Source organism: Limnohabitans sp. WS1 (assembly GCF_003063265.1).
Classification (GTDB): Bacteria; Pseudomonadota; Gammaproteobacteria; order Burkholderiales; family Burkholderiaceae_C; genus Limnohabitans_A.
In genome coordinates, this window is the sequence record NZ_NERU01000017.1 from 85,947 (window position 1) to 99,206 (window position 13,260).

General features: G+C 62.2%; 13 protein-coding genes. 7 read left to right on the plus strand and 6 right to left on the minus strand.

Translation table 11 applies throughout. From position 1 onward, the window contains the following. Positions 1–50 precede the first annotated feature (50 nt). From B9Z48_RS17610 to B9Z48_RS17625, 4 genes are all read right to left on the minus strand, one after another. On the minus strand, positions 51–563 hold the full coding sequence (locus B9Z48_RS17610) for a DoxX family protein (RefSeq protein WP_108380122.1): 513 nt from the start codon (positions 561–563) through the stop codon (positions 51–53). Beyond that, entirely contained in the window at positions 560–1,294 is a 735-nt protein-coding gene (locus B9Z48_RS17615; protein ID WP_108380123.1) for a DUF2063 domain-containing protein, read from the minus strand. The genes B9Z48_RS17610 and B9Z48_RS17615 overlap by 4 nt, the downstream gene beginning before the upstream one ends. Beyond that, positions 1,294–2,187 carry a DUF692 domain-containing protein gene (locus tag B9Z48_RS17620; RefSeq protein WP_108380137.1) on the minus strand — a complete coding sequence of 298 codons (894 nt, stop codon included), beginning with the start codon at positions 2,185–2,187 and terminating at the stop codon, positions 1,294–1,296. Before B9Z48_RS17620 ends, B9Z48_RS17615 begins: the two co-directional genes overlap by 1 nt. An 86-nt stretch (positions 2,188–2,273) precedes the next feature. Next, positions 2,274–2,600, minus strand: coding sequence for a hypothetical protein (locus B9Z48_RS17625; RefSeq protein ID WP_108380138.1), 327 nt, complete (start codon positions 2,598–2,600; stop codon positions 2,274–2,276). A gap of 176 nt (positions 2,601–2,776) precedes the next feature. On the opposite strand from B9Z48_RS17625, the gene B9Z48_RS17630 reads away from it, so the two are divergent. Further along, positions 2,777–3,337, plus strand: a complete 561-nt coding sequence (locus B9Z48_RS17630; RefSeq protein WP_233261184.1) for a sigma-70 family RNA polymerase sigma factor — start codon at positions 2,777–2,779, stop codon at positions 3,335–3,337. Continuing rightward, positions 3,334–3,972, plus strand: coding sequence for an NrsF family protein (locus B9Z48_RS17635; protein ID WP_158273311.1), 639 nt, complete (start codon positions 3,334–3,336; stop codon positions 3,970–3,972). The genes B9Z48_RS17630 and B9Z48_RS17635 overlap by 4 nt, the downstream gene beginning before the upstream one ends. A 34-nt stretch (positions 3,973–4,006) precedes the next feature. On the opposite strand, the gene B9Z48_RS17640 is transcribed toward B9Z48_RS17635, so the two are convergent. Together B9Z48_RS17640 and B9Z48_RS17645 are read right to left on the minus strand one after the other, a co-directional pair. Then, complete coding sequence (locus B9Z48_RS17640) at positions 4,007–5,191, minus strand: FAD-binding oxidoreductase (RefSeq protein WP_108380125.1); 1,185 nt, start codon at positions 5,189–5,191, stop codon at positions 4,007–4,009. A 101-nt stretch (positions 5,192–5,292) separates the two neighbouring features. Next, a complete protein-coding gene (locus tag B9Z48_RS17645) occupies positions 5,293–6,297 on the minus strand; it encodes a LysR family transcriptional regulator (RefSeq protein WP_108380140.1) in 1,005 nt (334 codons plus the stop codon). A 183-nt stretch (positions 6,298–6,480) separates the two neighbouring features. On the opposite strand from B9Z48_RS17645, the gene B9Z48_RS17650 reads away from it, so the two are divergent. The 5 genes from B9Z48_RS17650 to B9Z48_RS17670 are packed head-to-tail and all read left to right on the plus strand — an operon-like array spanning position 6,481 to position 12,151. After that, a complete protein-coding gene (locus tag B9Z48_RS17650) occupies positions 6,481–7,452 on the plus strand; it encodes a TAXI family TRAP transporter solute-binding subunit (protein WP_089952466.1) in 972 nt (323 codons plus the stop codon). Continuing rightward, positions 7,449–7,940 (plus strand): DUF1850 domain-containing protein, encoded by a 492-nt coding sequence (locus B9Z48_RS17655; RefSeq protein WP_089952468.1) that lies wholly within the window; start codon positions 7,449–7,451, stop codon positions 7,938–7,940. The genes B9Z48_RS17650 and B9Z48_RS17655 overlap by 4 nt, the downstream gene beginning before the upstream one ends. Before the next feature lie 10 nt (positions 7,941–7,950). Next, positions 7,951–10,131: a TRAP transporter permease gene (locus tag B9Z48_RS17660; protein WP_108380126.1), complete on the plus strand. Its 2,181-nt coding sequence runs from the start codon at positions 7,951–7,953 to the stop codon at positions 10,129–10,131. A 4-nt stretch (positions 10,132–10,135) separates the two neighbouring features. After that, the gene (locus B9Z48_RS17665) at positions 10,136–10,759 is read left to right on the plus strand and encodes a HutD family protein (RefSeq protein WP_108380127.1); all 624 of its coding nucleotides are present in this window, start codon (positions 10,136–10,138) and stop codon (positions 10,757–10,759) included. A gap of 9 nt (positions 10,760–10,768) precedes the next feature. Further along, positions 10,769–12,151, plus strand: coding sequence for a formimidoylglutamate deiminase (locus B9Z48_RS17670; RefSeq protein WP_108380128.1), 1,383 nt, complete (start codon positions 10,769–10,771; stop codon positions 12,149–12,151). Positions 12,152–13,260 lie beyond the last annotated feature (1,109 nt).

Here is a 13,260-nt window from a genome sequence, read left to right on the forward strand (position 1 = left end):
GTTGTTGTGTTGAGTCTTTCGACCCTCCCTTTCGCCCGGATGTGACCCATTCACACCCGAGTGTTGGACTGCCAACGCGCTTGCACCCACGCATCCAGCGACAGACGCCCCGGTCCCATCAGCAGCAGCGGGAGCAGCATGGCCATGTAGATCACGGGGAGCTTGAAATTGCCAAAGCCGTCGTTGGTGAGCGCGTAGCCCTTGAGCAGTTCACTCAGGCTGGACCACGACTCGGGCCAGTGCACGCTGAGCATGGCCACCACGGTGAGCACGATCAGCGAGGCTGAGAAAAAGCGCGTGCCCAATCCGATGACCAAAGCGATGGCACCCACGACTTCAAAGCCTGTGGCCAAGGCCCAATTGAGGTCAGCCGGGATGAGTTTGAAGGGCCAGGGGAACTGGTCCTGGATGTCGGCAAACCAGTTGCTGCCGTGCAGCTTTTCAAGACCGGCTTCGCCAAATTCCCAGGCCAGCAACAGGCGCAGGCTAAGCAGGCCGATCCACAGGCCCAAGTGGTCGAGTGCATCCAGGCCTTTGCGAGCCAAGTGGTGGGGGGTGTTCATGTCGAGGTTCCCAAGATGACGCCTTGCTCGCGCAGGCTGGTGAGGAGTTGCGCACCGAAGCCTTGCAAGGCTTGCGGATCGGGGTGTTGCATGTCGGTGGCCAGTTGCGCAAAGGCTTGTTGGCCACTCAGGCCTTGGTCGAGCAGGGCCAGCACATGGGCCGTGACGGCGTTGATTTCGATAAATTGAACGTTCAGCTGCGCATCGCGAAACACCACCAAAAATGCGGGTTCTGGGTGACGAGGCCGCCAGTCGGGGCCGATGTGGTGCACGGGCCATTCGCTGGCGACATCGACACGCGCCGGATTGAGCAACACGCGGCCTTGCATCAAGTCGCCTTGTGGGTTGTGTGCTGGTGGGGTGACGTCCATCACGTCCACCGCCAACTCGGCCCATTCGTAACGGGCCAGCTCGGCGAGCCAGCGTGGCAGGGGCTGGGCGATGGAATGTTCCGCAAGGTAACGCACAAACTCGCGCGGGATCTCGCGAAACCAGGGCGTGTGCGAAGGCCAGTCGCGGTAGAAGGTGCGGCACAGCCTGCGCCAGCGGGCATCGCCCAGCAGTTTTCGGCTGACCGGAAAGCAGCTGTCCAGAAAACCACAAACGTTGTTGAACAACAGTTCGTTGTACACGCCCATGCGTCGCTTGGGCACGCCCGGTGGGCGGCGTGTGTGGTGCGGGTCGCGCAGGTGCGCGGCCATCTGGTGCTGGAATTCTTGGAAGGCCAGCATCACGCCACCTGCCTGAAGAGGGATTGGGCTTGGGCTTGCGCACCCCATTGCGCAACAGCTTGCGCGCCGAAGGCCTGGTGCTGCAAGTGCGCAATGTGCGCCACCTCTTGGACGAGTATCGGCAGATCGGGGATGTTGAAGTCGCGCTCCAGGCAGGTGGGCACCGGGCGGCCGATGCGCTGGTAAGCGGCTTGCAGCAGTTGCCAGACCGGATCGATCACCTCGCTGCCATGGGTGTCAATGAGCAAGCCGTCTTCTTCGACACAGTGCCCGGCCACATGCACATAGCAGGTGCGCTCCAGCGGCAGCTGCGCCAGATAGGCTTGTGGGTCAAAGCCGAAGTTGCGGCTGTTGACGTAGATGTTGTTCACGTCCAGGTGCAGCAGGCAATCGGCCCGCTCGACCACGGCCCGCACAAATTCGGGTTCGCTCATTTCGGCACCCGGGGGCGCGATGTAGGTGGAGGCGTTTTCCACGCCGATGCGCATGCCCAAAATGTCTTGTGCGCGGGCAATGCGCTCGGCGGTGTAGCGCACGGCTTCTTCGGTCATGGGAATCGGCAGCAGGTCGTACAGGTGGCTGTCGTCAGCGCACCATGACAGGTGTTCGGTAAAGAGGGTGATGCCGTGCGTGCGCATGAAGTCTCGGGTGCGTCGCAGCAAGGTTTCGTCGAGTGCACCGGGGCCACCCAATGACAGCGACAGGCCGTGACACACAAAGGGGTAGCGTTCGGTGAAGGCGCACAGCGTGTGCGCAGAACGACCGCCCATACCGGCCCAATTTTCTGGGGCGATTTCGAAAAATCCGATCTCGGGCGGCACGGCTTGCTGCAATGCCGGGATCAACTCACGTCGAAAGCCCAAACCGGCTGGATTGAAAGTTGTATGCACCATGTACATCGCCTTGTATCGGTGTGGCGTCAGCGAACGCCAAGCACACCGTGGTGTGCACAGCTTCCGCTGACTGCTTCAGTCTTGAATCAAGATTTCTTGGCACCGCAAGAGGCGTCTTTTTTCTTGTCGCCACCGCAAGAGCCTTCTTTGGCTTTCTTGTCAGCACCGCACTTGGCTTCGCCGCACTTGCCGTCTTTGGCCTTGGTCGCGCCTTTTTTGTCAGCGCCGCACTTGGCTTCACCGCATTTACCGTCTTTGGCCTTGCTGTCAGATTTCATGTCGGCCTGCGCCACTTGGTAGCCGGCGTCCAGGGTCTTGGCGGCAAAGGGGTTGCCTGCAGCGTGAGCGGGCATCAAGGTGGCTGCGGCAAACGCAGAACCCAAAGCGATGGTGATGAGGTGTTGCTTGTTCATGAAATGCTCCTGAAAGGTTGAAGGTGAGTTGTTGACCGTTTTGGGCTGTACCGTGTGGCACTTGTCCATCGCTGTCATGGTGTAATCCGCGCCGGAACATTCAAAAGTTACGAAAAATGCAGGCCATTTGTTTCTTTTTGTATCTGTAACTTTTTCACCTCTTTGGACGAACTGACTTGAGCGAAAGCCTGCAAACCCAAGAAGCCGAACTGCACGCCGCATGGATGCAATCCCTGCAAGGCGATCAGGCCAGTTACCAACGTGCCCTCGGCCTCATGAGCGGCCATGTGCGGCGCTTTTTGCAAAAACGGATGCAATCCCAACTCAGCGATGTCGAGGACCTTGTGCAAGAAACCCTGATGGCCATCCATCAAAAACGCCACACCTACCAAAGCGACCAGCCCCTGACGGCCTGGATGTATGCGATTGCGCGTTACAAATGGGTGGACCATTTGCGCGCCCACGGCCGCCGCGAGGGCCTGCATGACGACATCGACGACTGGTCCGAAACCCTGGCGGTGGACAGCGAAGAAGAAGCCAGTGATGCGCACAAGGACTTGGAGGTCGTGTTGGCGGACTTGCCGCTGCGCCAACGCGAGGCCATCGAGCACACGCGGCTGATGGGTTTGTCGATCACCGAAACCGCCCAGCGGACCGGGCAAAGTGAAGCCTCAGTCAAAGTGAACATCCACCGGGGCCTGAAAACCCTGATGGCCAAATGGGGAGCCAAAGCATGAAAACGAACGACCTGATTGCCTTGCTGGCCAGCGACACGCTGCAGCCGCAAAAACCTGTGCGCCAGCAGTTGCTGCAAAAACTGCTGCTGGGTGCCGTGGTCTGTGGTGTGTTGTTGCTCGCCTTGTTCGGCCTGAACCCACAGATGGATCAAATGGCGGTGCATCCGGCCTTCATCACCAAAATGCTGTGGCTCACGGCCTTGATGGGTTTTAGCTTGTATGGCTTGTTTCGCTTGGCCAGACCGGGGGTGGGGGCGGGTCACACCTTCGTGGGTCTGGGGCTTGCTTTGCTGGCCATGGGCAGCCTAGGTGTCATTCAGTGGCTGCAAACCGATGAGGGTGCTCGCACCGCGCAGTGGATGGGCGGCTCGTGGGAAGTGTGCTCGGTGAGCATCGTGGCGCTGTCTTTGCCGGTGCTGGGTGCTTTGTTGTGGGCCTTGCGCCAACTGGCCCCAACGCGCCCCGCCTTGACGGGCGCGGTGGCGGGCATGCTGGCGGGCAGCTTGGCCGCCAGCGTGTATTCACTGCATTGCTCCGAAACCAGCCTGACGTTTTTTGCCGTCTGGTACGCCGGCGGCATCGCCTTGGTGTCGGGTGTGGGCGCGGTGTTGGGCTTGCGCGTGCTGCGTTGGTGAAGCAGGTCAGTCGTGGTGCGCAAGGCCTCAGGCCTCAGGCCACCGCCCCCGAGCCATAACGTCCGTGCAACAAATGCCCGGTTCTGAACCGCTCCAGCGCATACGGGGCCAAGGGCACATCGGTGGGCAGGCCCAGGGCTTGCTGGGCCAGCACCCGGCCCACGGCGGGTGAGAGCTTGAAGCCGTGGCCCGAAAAACCAAAGCCCACCACCAGACCCGGGACCTCGTTCACACCGCCCAGCACCGGGTTCCAATCAGGGGTCACGTCGTACACCCCGGTCCATGACGAGGCCAAGCCCGCTTCGGCAAACGAGGGAAAGCGGTCTGCCACTTGTTCACCCAAGTGCGCCACATCGTCCATGGAAATATCGCCTTGGGTGTTGTCTGGCCCGCTCAGGCTTTCTCCGGCTGTGCCCTCGCTCACCAGCATCTGCCGCCCGCCATAGCTGCGGCAATACAGCATGCCGGGCGAGCCCAAGTCTTTGTAGACCGGCATGGCGTAGGTGTAGGCCTCGGGGCCTTCGAGCGACATGACCTTGTGCCGCTCGGGCGTCAAAGGCACCTGAATGCCCGTCCATGTGGCCAATTCATGCGCCCAGATGTTTTGTGTGCTGATGACCACGGGCGCATGGAACACCCCGCTGGCCGTTTCCACACCACTGACGCGGCCTTGCTGCAGCAGCAAACGCGTGGCGCTTTCGCCTTCCATGAACTTGACCCCGCGCCTGCGGGCGGCGCGCGCGTAGCTGGTGGCCACCAGATAGGCATCGGCAAAGCCCGCATCGGGCTCAAAGCCGATCAAGGCGGCATCGTCAAAACGGCAGATGGGCAAGCGTTCGCTGGCCTCTTGGGGGCTGAGTCTGCTGAGCGCAATGCCACGCGCCTCTTGTGCGGCCAGGGCCTCGCGCAAGGGGGCCAACTTGGGGCCTTCGGGCGAGGCGATCAGGTAACCGCAACGCACCAGGCCGGCACTGGCGTCTTCGTCTTGCAGGTGTTCGGCAAAGTTTTCAAACACCGACCAGGACTGCTGCGCCAGCGCCATGTTTTCCACCACCGAATAGTGGGTGCGCAAAATGCCGCTGGACTGTGAGGTGGTGCCCGCGCCGATCTGATCGCGCTCGAGCACCAGCACACGTTGAGCGCCCAAGGCCGCCAGGTTGTAGGCCACCGAGGTGCCGATCACGCCCGCCCCAATCACGATTGCATCCCATGAACTCACATCGCACTCCTGTTGTTGGCCACCAGCCTAAGGGGCATGGCCGATTCGTGCATCAGTTTTGCACTGGCTGATCATCAGCATCAGCCTTGGCGCTGATGGCTTCAGCGGTCTTCGTTCACGCTGAGCAAGTTGGCGGGAAGGTTCAGCGCACTCCCCCATTCGCGCTGCAATTCGCGCACCGCCACCCGCACCATGGCCGCAATGTCCTGGGCCAGGGGGCCCAATTCGTCGGGCCGGTACACCATGTAGAAAGTGCGCTGCAGGGGCGGGTAAGCCTGGCCCTGATGCCGCAAGGCTGTGAGGGGCACACACTTCAGGTGCATGGCGTGGTAGCGCGACTGCCACAGGCACAAGGGGGTGGTCAGGGCGATGCCCAAATCCTCGCGCACCAAGCTCAGCAAGGGGTCGGTGGCGTCAAATTCAAACACCTGCTCGATGTCGGGGTCGTGGCGGGCCAGGTAGGCATCGACCAGCGCCCCCATTTTGGAGCGGGTGCTGTAATGCATGAAGGGCCGCAGACCACTGAGCTGGTGCAAGGACGCCAGAGGCAGCACCTTGAAGTCCGAGGGCACGGCCAACACAAACTGTTCTGAAAACAAGGCCAGACATTCACGCCCGGTGCCGGGCTTGGGGTCGTCGGTGGTGATCAGCACGTCCAACTGGTGGTTGTCAAACTGCTCGGCCAGTCCCGGGTTGATGCCCGACACCAGGCGCAGGCGCTGCACACGCCCGGCCAGGCCCCGCACCATTTGTGGGCCAATCGTGGCAGCAAAGGAGTCCACGCACCCGAGCCGCAGCAAGCTCCTTTTGCTGCGGCTCAGGGCGCGCACCGTCTCCGTCATGTGGCTGGCCCGCGAAAGCAGGTCACGCGCTTGCTCGTACAGGCGCTGCCCCGAAGCCGTGGGGTGGGCCGGCCGCGTGGCCCGGTCCAGCAGTGAGGCGCCCAGCGACTCCTCCAGTTGACGAACATGTTGAGACACGCCCGCCTGGGAAATGCCAAGCCGCTGCGCCGCCGCCGACACGGAGCCGGTTTCCACCAAAGCCACCCAGCTGCCCAGCTGTTCCCAGGAGGGGGGGACCACTTTGTCTGAAGCACGTTTTTTCATCGTAAGCTTGCGCGGCAGGGCCGGTCTGTATTGGTTTTTCTGATGCTCAGCATCAGAATTGGCGAAGGCTTGGCCTGCCCAGGCTTTACAGCCCACACTGTACGACTGCGAAGCGTTGGATGCCTGTTGCAAAAGGCCTTTGCTGACATTTTGACCGAACCCCCTCTTCACAAAGGAAAACCGATGAAACTCAATCGCCGACTGGTCTTGACACTGGTGGCCTCTGCAGCCGTTCTCTCGGGGGCCGCCATGGCCCAACAACGCGTGTTTTTCGGCATCGCCACGGGCGGCACGGGTGGCACGTATTACCCCTTGGGCGGCATGCTGGCCCAACTGATTTCCAACAAGGCCACGGTCGACGGCAGGAAAATCACCGCCACCGCTGAAGCCGCAGGCGCTTCGGTGGGCAACGCCAAACTGCTGGGCACCAAGGACATCGAGTCGGCCTTTGTGGCGGCCGACATTCTGGATGCGGCCTACAACGGCAAAGCCCAGTTTGCCAATGCGCCCCTGAAGAATCTGCGTGCCCTGGGTGCGCTGTACCCCGAGACCGTGCAGCTGATCACCCGCGCCGACTCGGGCATCAACGGCGTCAAGGACCTCAAGGGCAAAAGCATTTCCTCGGGTGCGCCCGGCTCCGGTCAGTACCAGTTGGTGACCGACCTGCTCAAAGTGCACGGCATGGCCCGCACCGATGTGAAAGAAGACAGCTCCTCCTTCACCCAAGCGGTGGACAAGATCAAGGACGGCAACTTGCACGCCACCTTGATCACGGGCGGTGTGCCCGTGGCGGCGGTGACCGACTTTGCACAAAGCCACGCCCTGAAGATCATCCCGCTGTCGGGCCCCGAAGTGGCCACCTTGCTCAAGGAGCAGCCTTACTACACCCAGGTGCAGCTGCCCGCCAACAGCTACAAAGGCCAGACTGCCGCCGTGCCCACGCTGGCGGTGATGGCCATTTGGGCCACACACGATGGTGTGCCCGAGAACGTGGCCTACGAAGTGACCAAGGCCTTGTATGAGAACACCACCATCATGGGCCAGGTGCATGTGCAGGGCAAAAACATCAACCTGAACACCGCCACCGCCGTGGCCAGCGTGCCCCTGCACCCCGGTGCCTTGCGTTACTTCAAGGAAAAAGGCATCGCCAAGTGACAGACCCCAAGCGCCTCGCCCTGGTGGCGTGGGCGCTGGTGGCCTGCGCATGGGCAGCACCTGGGGCTGCGCTCGCTTGCGAGCTGGTGCTGACCGAACACCGCAGCGGCCTGGCGCTGACCCGCTTGCCCCTGAACCCGGCGCAACCCGCTGCCGATGTGGCCTTCACCCACTCGGTGCTGGGCACCCCCGTGCTGGACCGCTATGTCTGGCGGCACAGCGCACAGGGCTGGCGAGCGCACTTGGTGGAAGAGCGCTTTGAAGGTGAGGGCTACGGCCTGCCATCGGCGGCCGGGCCGGGCGAGCGCCTGCTGCGCCATGGCGCGGGCTGGCGTTTGCTGCTGGACCGGGTGGTCGATCCTTTGGTGGTTTTGCCTTTGCCCGCCCAGTCGATGCGTGTGGTGCTGGCCGATGGACGCGAAGTTTTACTGGGCCAGCTGAGCCCCAAATCAATTGAAATGCGGGCTGAAAATTGCCCTTTGCCATGATGGACAACCCATGAGTACCAGCCAAGAAGAAATTGATCGCCTGATCGAGCAGTTTGACCCCGAATCGAGTTTCCGCCGCTTGGCCGGCTGGAGTGCCAAAGTCGTGATGGTCTTGTGCGCAGGTCTGTCGGCCTGGCACTTTTACACCGCCGGTTTTGGCCTGCACAACGAAATCGCGCACCGCGCCATCCACTTGTCGGTGGTGCTGGGGTTGTGCTTTCTGGTGTTTCCGCGTCAAAAACGATTGCCCGGTCATTGGGAATGGACCGTGTCGGTGGGTCTGGCGGGCTTTTACCTGTTCATGGGCTGGAGTCTGCTCGGCAAGATCGCCGAACCCATCCCCGACGCCATGCGCTACACCTTCTTGGCGGTGCTGGTGGCTTTGGCTGGTTTGTCCTTGCCGTTCAAGCATTTCGATGGCAGCCACACCCACATTCCTTGGCGCGATTGGGTGTTTGCGGCGCTGGCTTCGGGCTTTTCGCTCTACCTCTTGGTGTTTTTTCAGCACATCTACATTGAGCGCCCGGGCCAGCACACCCCGCTGGACCTGATGATGGGCGTGATCGCGATTGCCATGGTGATCGAGGCCACGCGGCGAACCATGGGCATCTTTTTGCCTTTGCTGGCCATCGCGGCGATTTTTTACGGCTTGCTGGGGCCCTACTTGCCGGGTGGTCTGTCGCACCGAGGCTACAGCTTGTCGCGCATCGTGGCCCATTTGTACAAAGGCACAGAAGGCATTTACGGCATCCCGGTCGGTGTGGTGGCCACCTTTGTTTTTCACTTTGTGTTGTTTGGCATCATGGCCCAGCTCACCGGGCTGGGGCAGTTGTTTGTGAACCTGGCCACCATTGCAGCGGGCCGTTTTTCCGGTGGACCTGCCAAAGTCAGCGTGGTGTCTTCGGGCCTGTTCGGCATGATCTCTGGCTCGGCCATTGCCAACACCGTGACCACGGGCGTCATGACGATTCCGCTGATGAAAAAAGTTGGCTTCTCGCCGCGCTTTGCGGGGGCGGTGGAGGCCTCAGCGTCGTGCGGTGGCCAGATCACCCCGCCCATCATGGGTGCAGCGGCGTTCATCATGGCCGAGACCTTGGGCATTCCGTACAACACCTTGATCTTGGTGGCGATTGTTCCGGCCCTGCTGCATTACTTTGCCATCTTGTTCATGGTGCACCTGGAAGCCAAGCGATTGAAGCTGCAGGGCATGGACCCGAAAGACATTCCTTCACTCAGCTGGGTGCTCAAAAGTTCATGGCACCTGTTCATTCCGCTGGTGGTCATGGTCACGCTGTTGTTGATGCAGTTCACGCCTTTCTTGGCTGCCTTTTGGGGCATCACCCTCACCGTGGCCTGCTCGTGGATTCCCCGTTTGATGGGTCCTTTGGGCAAAAACATGACGGGCATGGCCGTGGGACCGCAAGCACTGGTGCAGGGCTTCGAGATGGGTGCCAAAGCGGCGCTGGGCATTGGCGCTGCGTGTGCCTGCGTGGGCTTTGTGCTGGGCATCACCACGCTGACCGGCATGGGCTTCAAGTTCTCGGCCTGGGTGATCGATGTGTCGGGGCTGGCCGCGCAAATGTTCATGGTGCTGGACGTGTTCAACTGGCTTGATCTCAAGCAAGTGACCATTTTGTTTGGCCTGCTGTTCACCGCAGCCGCTTGCATCATCATGGGCTCAGGTGTGCCTACCACGCCCACTTACATCATCCTGGCCGCAATCGTTGCCCCGGCGCTGGCAGGCCTGGGGGTGCCGCAACTGGCGACACACTTCTTTGTCTTTTACTACGGTGTGCTGGCCGATGTGACACCGCCTGTGGCCTTGGCAGCCTTTGCCGCCGCAGGCATTGCCCGCAGCGAACCCATGCGCACGGGCATGACGGCTTTCAGGCTGTCCATGGGCAAGGCGCTGGTGCCCTTTGCTTTTGTCTACACGCCCGCTTTGCTGTTCATCGACTTCACCTGGCCTTCTTTCTTGCTTGCCACGGCTTGCGCTGTCGTGGCCGTGATGGGTTTGGGGGCGGCCTACACCGGCTTTGTGGCGCGGCCCATTGGCAAACCCTTTTTCTGGCTGCTCAATGCGCTGTCCTTGTCGCTGGTGTTTGCCAACCCGGTGGCGGCAGCGGTGGCCATTCCGGGGGTGTTGTTGATCTTGCTGTGGCACAGCCGCCCCTTGCCGCAAACTGCCTGAGCCCATGCCCATCCATTTTTTTGAACGGGCCCAACTGCCCGCCAGCCCCTGGAAAAACGGCGGGGGCGTGACACGAGAAATCGCGTGCCACCCGCCCAACGCCAACATGCAGGACTTCGACTGGCGCATCAGCATTGCGCACATTGCCCGCGACGGTGATTTCTCGATGTTCCCGGGTGTGGACCGGGTCATCACCTTGCTCGAAGGTGGCGGCGTGCATTTGAGCAGCGCCGACGGCAGCGTCTTGCATGCGCTGGACACGCCTTTGCAGCCCTTTGCCTTTTCGGGCGATGCCGCAGTGCATGGGCGTTTGCTGAACGGGGACTGCCACGACTTCAATGTGATGACGCGCCGTGGCGTGTGCCAGGCCGAGGTGCGCGTGTTGCGTCGTCGAGAGACTTTGCTGCCCGCCCCGGCCGGCTGGCTGATGGCCATTCAGGGCACATGGCGGGTGCAGACCGCTCACACAGAGAGCGACACCGATACAACCAGCGCCCAACAGCACGCGCTTGGTGCACAAACAGGCCTTTGGTGGCATGACGCGATGCTGGCCTCCCAATGCCAATGCGTCGACTCAGCGTCCGATGCGGCCTTGCTGGCCGTTCGCTTCACCCCCACCCCACACTAAAACACCACCATGCACCACCAGCTGTTTGCCGAACACGCCTTGTTGCCCGGGGGCTGGGCACGCGATGTCTTGCTGCAATGGAACGCCCAAGGTCAATGGCAGGCCATGGAGATAGGGCAGACCACCCCCCCCCAAGTGCCACGCGCCGCAGGGCCGGTGTTGCCGGGCATGCCCAATTTGCACTCGCATGCTTTTCAGCGCGCCTTGGCCGGGCTGACCGAGTACCGCAGCCACGCGCAAGACAGCTTCTGGAGCTGGCGCACGCTCATGTACCGATTTGCCGCACAACTCGGCCCCGCGCAGCTGGAGGCCATTGCCACCGGCCTCTATGTCGACATGCTGGAGGCGGGTTACACCAGCGTCTGCGAATTTCATTACCTGCACCACGACGCGCAAGGCCAGGCTTATGCCGACCCGGCCGAGATGTCGCACAGCCTGCTGCGCGCCGCCCAGCGCACCGGCATCGGCATGACGCTGCTGCCCGTGCTCTACCAAAACAGCGGCTTTGGCGGGGGGGCACCCACCGCGGGACAAAGCCGATTCATCCACAGTACCGAGGCCATGCTGCGCCTGCTTGAACGCTTGCAGCCCGCTTGCGATGCGCAATCGACCCGGCTGGGGCTGGCGCCGCACTCCTTGCGGGCCGTGACGCCCGAGAGCCTGCGCGAGGTGCTCACGGGGCTCAAGGCGCTGGACGCCAGCGCGCCCATCCACATCCACATTGCCGAACAAACAGCCGAGGTCGACGCTTGTGTGGCCTGGTCAGGGCAGCGCCCGGTCGCCTGGCTGCTGGACCATGCGCCGGTGGATGCCCGCTGGTGCTTGGTGCACGCCACGCACATGGACGCGCACGAATACCAACGCGCCGCAGCCTCGGGTGCCGTGGCCGGTCTGTGCCCCACCACCGAGGCCAATCTGGGCGACGGCATTTTCGAATTCAAGACCTGGCAAAACCACCAAGGCGCTTGGGGCATTGGCTCGGACAGCCACATCGCGGTGAACCCGGCCGAAGACCTGATGCTGCTCGAATACAGCCAGCGCCTGTCGTTGCGGCAACGCAATGTGGCAGCCCACGCGCAGCAACCGGACGTGGCCCAGGCCTTGTGGCAAGGGGCGGTGGCCGGTGGGGCGCAGGCGGCGGCCCGGCCCGTAGCGGGGCTGGCGGTGGGGCAGCAGGCCGACTTCATCGTGCTCGATGCCCAACACCCGGCCTTGGCGGGCTTGTCTCCAGACCAGATGCTGGCCAGCCATGTGTTTGCCAGCAGTCGGCAAAGTGCAGTGGCACAGGTCTGGTGTGGGGGTCGGCTGCTGGTGCAACACGGCCGACACACCTTGCACGACGAGGCCATGGCGGGGCTGGTGCAAGCGCGCCGCGACTTGCTGCAAGTCTGATGGCGGGTTGTGTTTGATCCGGCCGATGATGATTGCAAGAATGTTTTTTTGTGGGGGCGGGAATCCCACAGGAATTGTGGGAGCGACGCCCTCGTCGCGATAAGCCTTGCAGACCACCACCGCATCGCCCCGAGGGCGGGGCTCCTACAAAATGCGGGGCATCTCCCTTGTAGGAGCGACGCCCCCGTCGCGAAAAGTCTCGCAAACTACCCACAATCGCCCCGGGGGCGGGGCTCCTACAAAATGCGGGGCATCTCCCTTGCAGGAGCGACGCCCCCGTCGCGATAAGCCTCGCAGACCACCACCGTATCGCCCCGAGGGCGGGGCTCCTACAAAATGCGGGGCATCTCCCTTGCAGGAGCGACGCCCCCGTCGCGATAAGCCTCACACACCCCCAAGCATCGCCCCGAGGGCGGGGCTCCTACAAAATGCGGGGCATCTCCCTTGTAGGAGCGACGCCCTCGTCGCGATAAGCCTCGCACACCCCCAAGCATCGCCCCGAGGGCGGGGCTCCTACAAAATGCGGGGCATCTCCCTTGTAGGAGCGACGCCCCCGTCGCGATAAGCCTCACACACCCCCAAGCATCGCCCCGAGGGCGGGGCTCCTACAAAATGCGGGGCATCTCTCCTGTAGGAGCGACGCCCCCGTCGCGATAAGCCTTGCAGACCACCACCCCATCGCCCCGGGGGCGGGGCTCCTACAAAATGCAGGGCATCTCCCTTGATAGGGGTAGAGAAGGCCAAGGCCTCCCCTCCCTCCGAACCGTGCGAGCGGTTTTCCCGCACACGGCTCTCCAGTCAGTGGTTTCCACATCGGGATTGGCTCGCTTTCAATCGGGCCTGCATCATGGTGAACAGCCCCAACTCTGCGAAGTACGCGTTTGTCCAGTATTGACCACTTGTTTCCTTTGACGCCGTTGCCCAGCGCCGCCAACATACGATCCGTCCAGACTTCACGGTCCACCCACGCCCATTGGGCAGGGTCTGACTCGGCTTGTTTTAGCCCTAAGAGGCACTGCCGCCGTTTCGCTTTCGCTCTCGTTCATCTCTGTCCTTTTCGTATCCACTTTCCTGCCACCCTTGGCTCGTGCGGCTTTCCTACTCCGCAT

Bases quoted from the DNA above. Each gene is read 5' to 3' on its own strand.
- B9Z48_RS17665 (WP_108380127.1), top strand. From the start codon at position 10,136: ATGCCCATCCATTTTTTTGAACGGGCCCAACTGCCCGCCAGCCCCTGG.
- B9Z48_RS17660 (WP_108380126.1), top strand. From the start codon at position 7,951: ATGAGTACCAGCCAAGAAGAAATTGATCGCCTGATCGAGCAGTTTGAC.
- B9Z48_RS17645 (WP_108380140.1), bottom strand. From the start codon at position 6,297: ATGAAAAAACGTGCTTCAGACAAAGTGGTCCCCCCCTCCTGGGAACAG.
- B9Z48_RS17620 (WP_108380137.1), bottom strand. From the start codon at position 2,187: ATGGTGCATACAACTTTCAATCCAGCCGGTTTGGGCTTTCGACGTGAG.
- B9Z48_RS17625 (WP_108380138.1), bottom strand. From the start codon at position 2,600: ATGAACAAGCAACACCTCATCACCATCGCTTTGGGTTCTGCGTTTGCC.
- B9Z48_RS17610 (WP_108380122.1), bottom strand. From the start codon at position 563: ATGAACACCCCCCACCACTTGGCTCGCAAAGGCCTGGATGCACTCGAC.
- B9Z48_RS17635 (WP_158273311.1), top strand. From the start codon at position 3,334: ATGAAAACGAACGACCTGATTGCCTTGCTGGCCAGCGACACGCTGCAG.
- B9Z48_RS17650 (WP_089952466.1), top strand. From the start codon at position 6,481: ATGAAACTCAATCGCCGACTGGTCTTGACACTGGTGGCCTCTGCAGCC.
- B9Z48_RS17615 (WP_108380123.1), bottom strand. From the start codon at position 1,294: ATGCTGGCCTTCCAAGAATTCCAGCACCAGATGGCCGCGCACCTGCGC.
- B9Z48_RS17670 (WP_108380128.1), top strand. From the start codon at position 10,769: ATGCACCACCAGCTGTTTGCCGAACACGCCTTGTTGCCCGGGGGCTGG.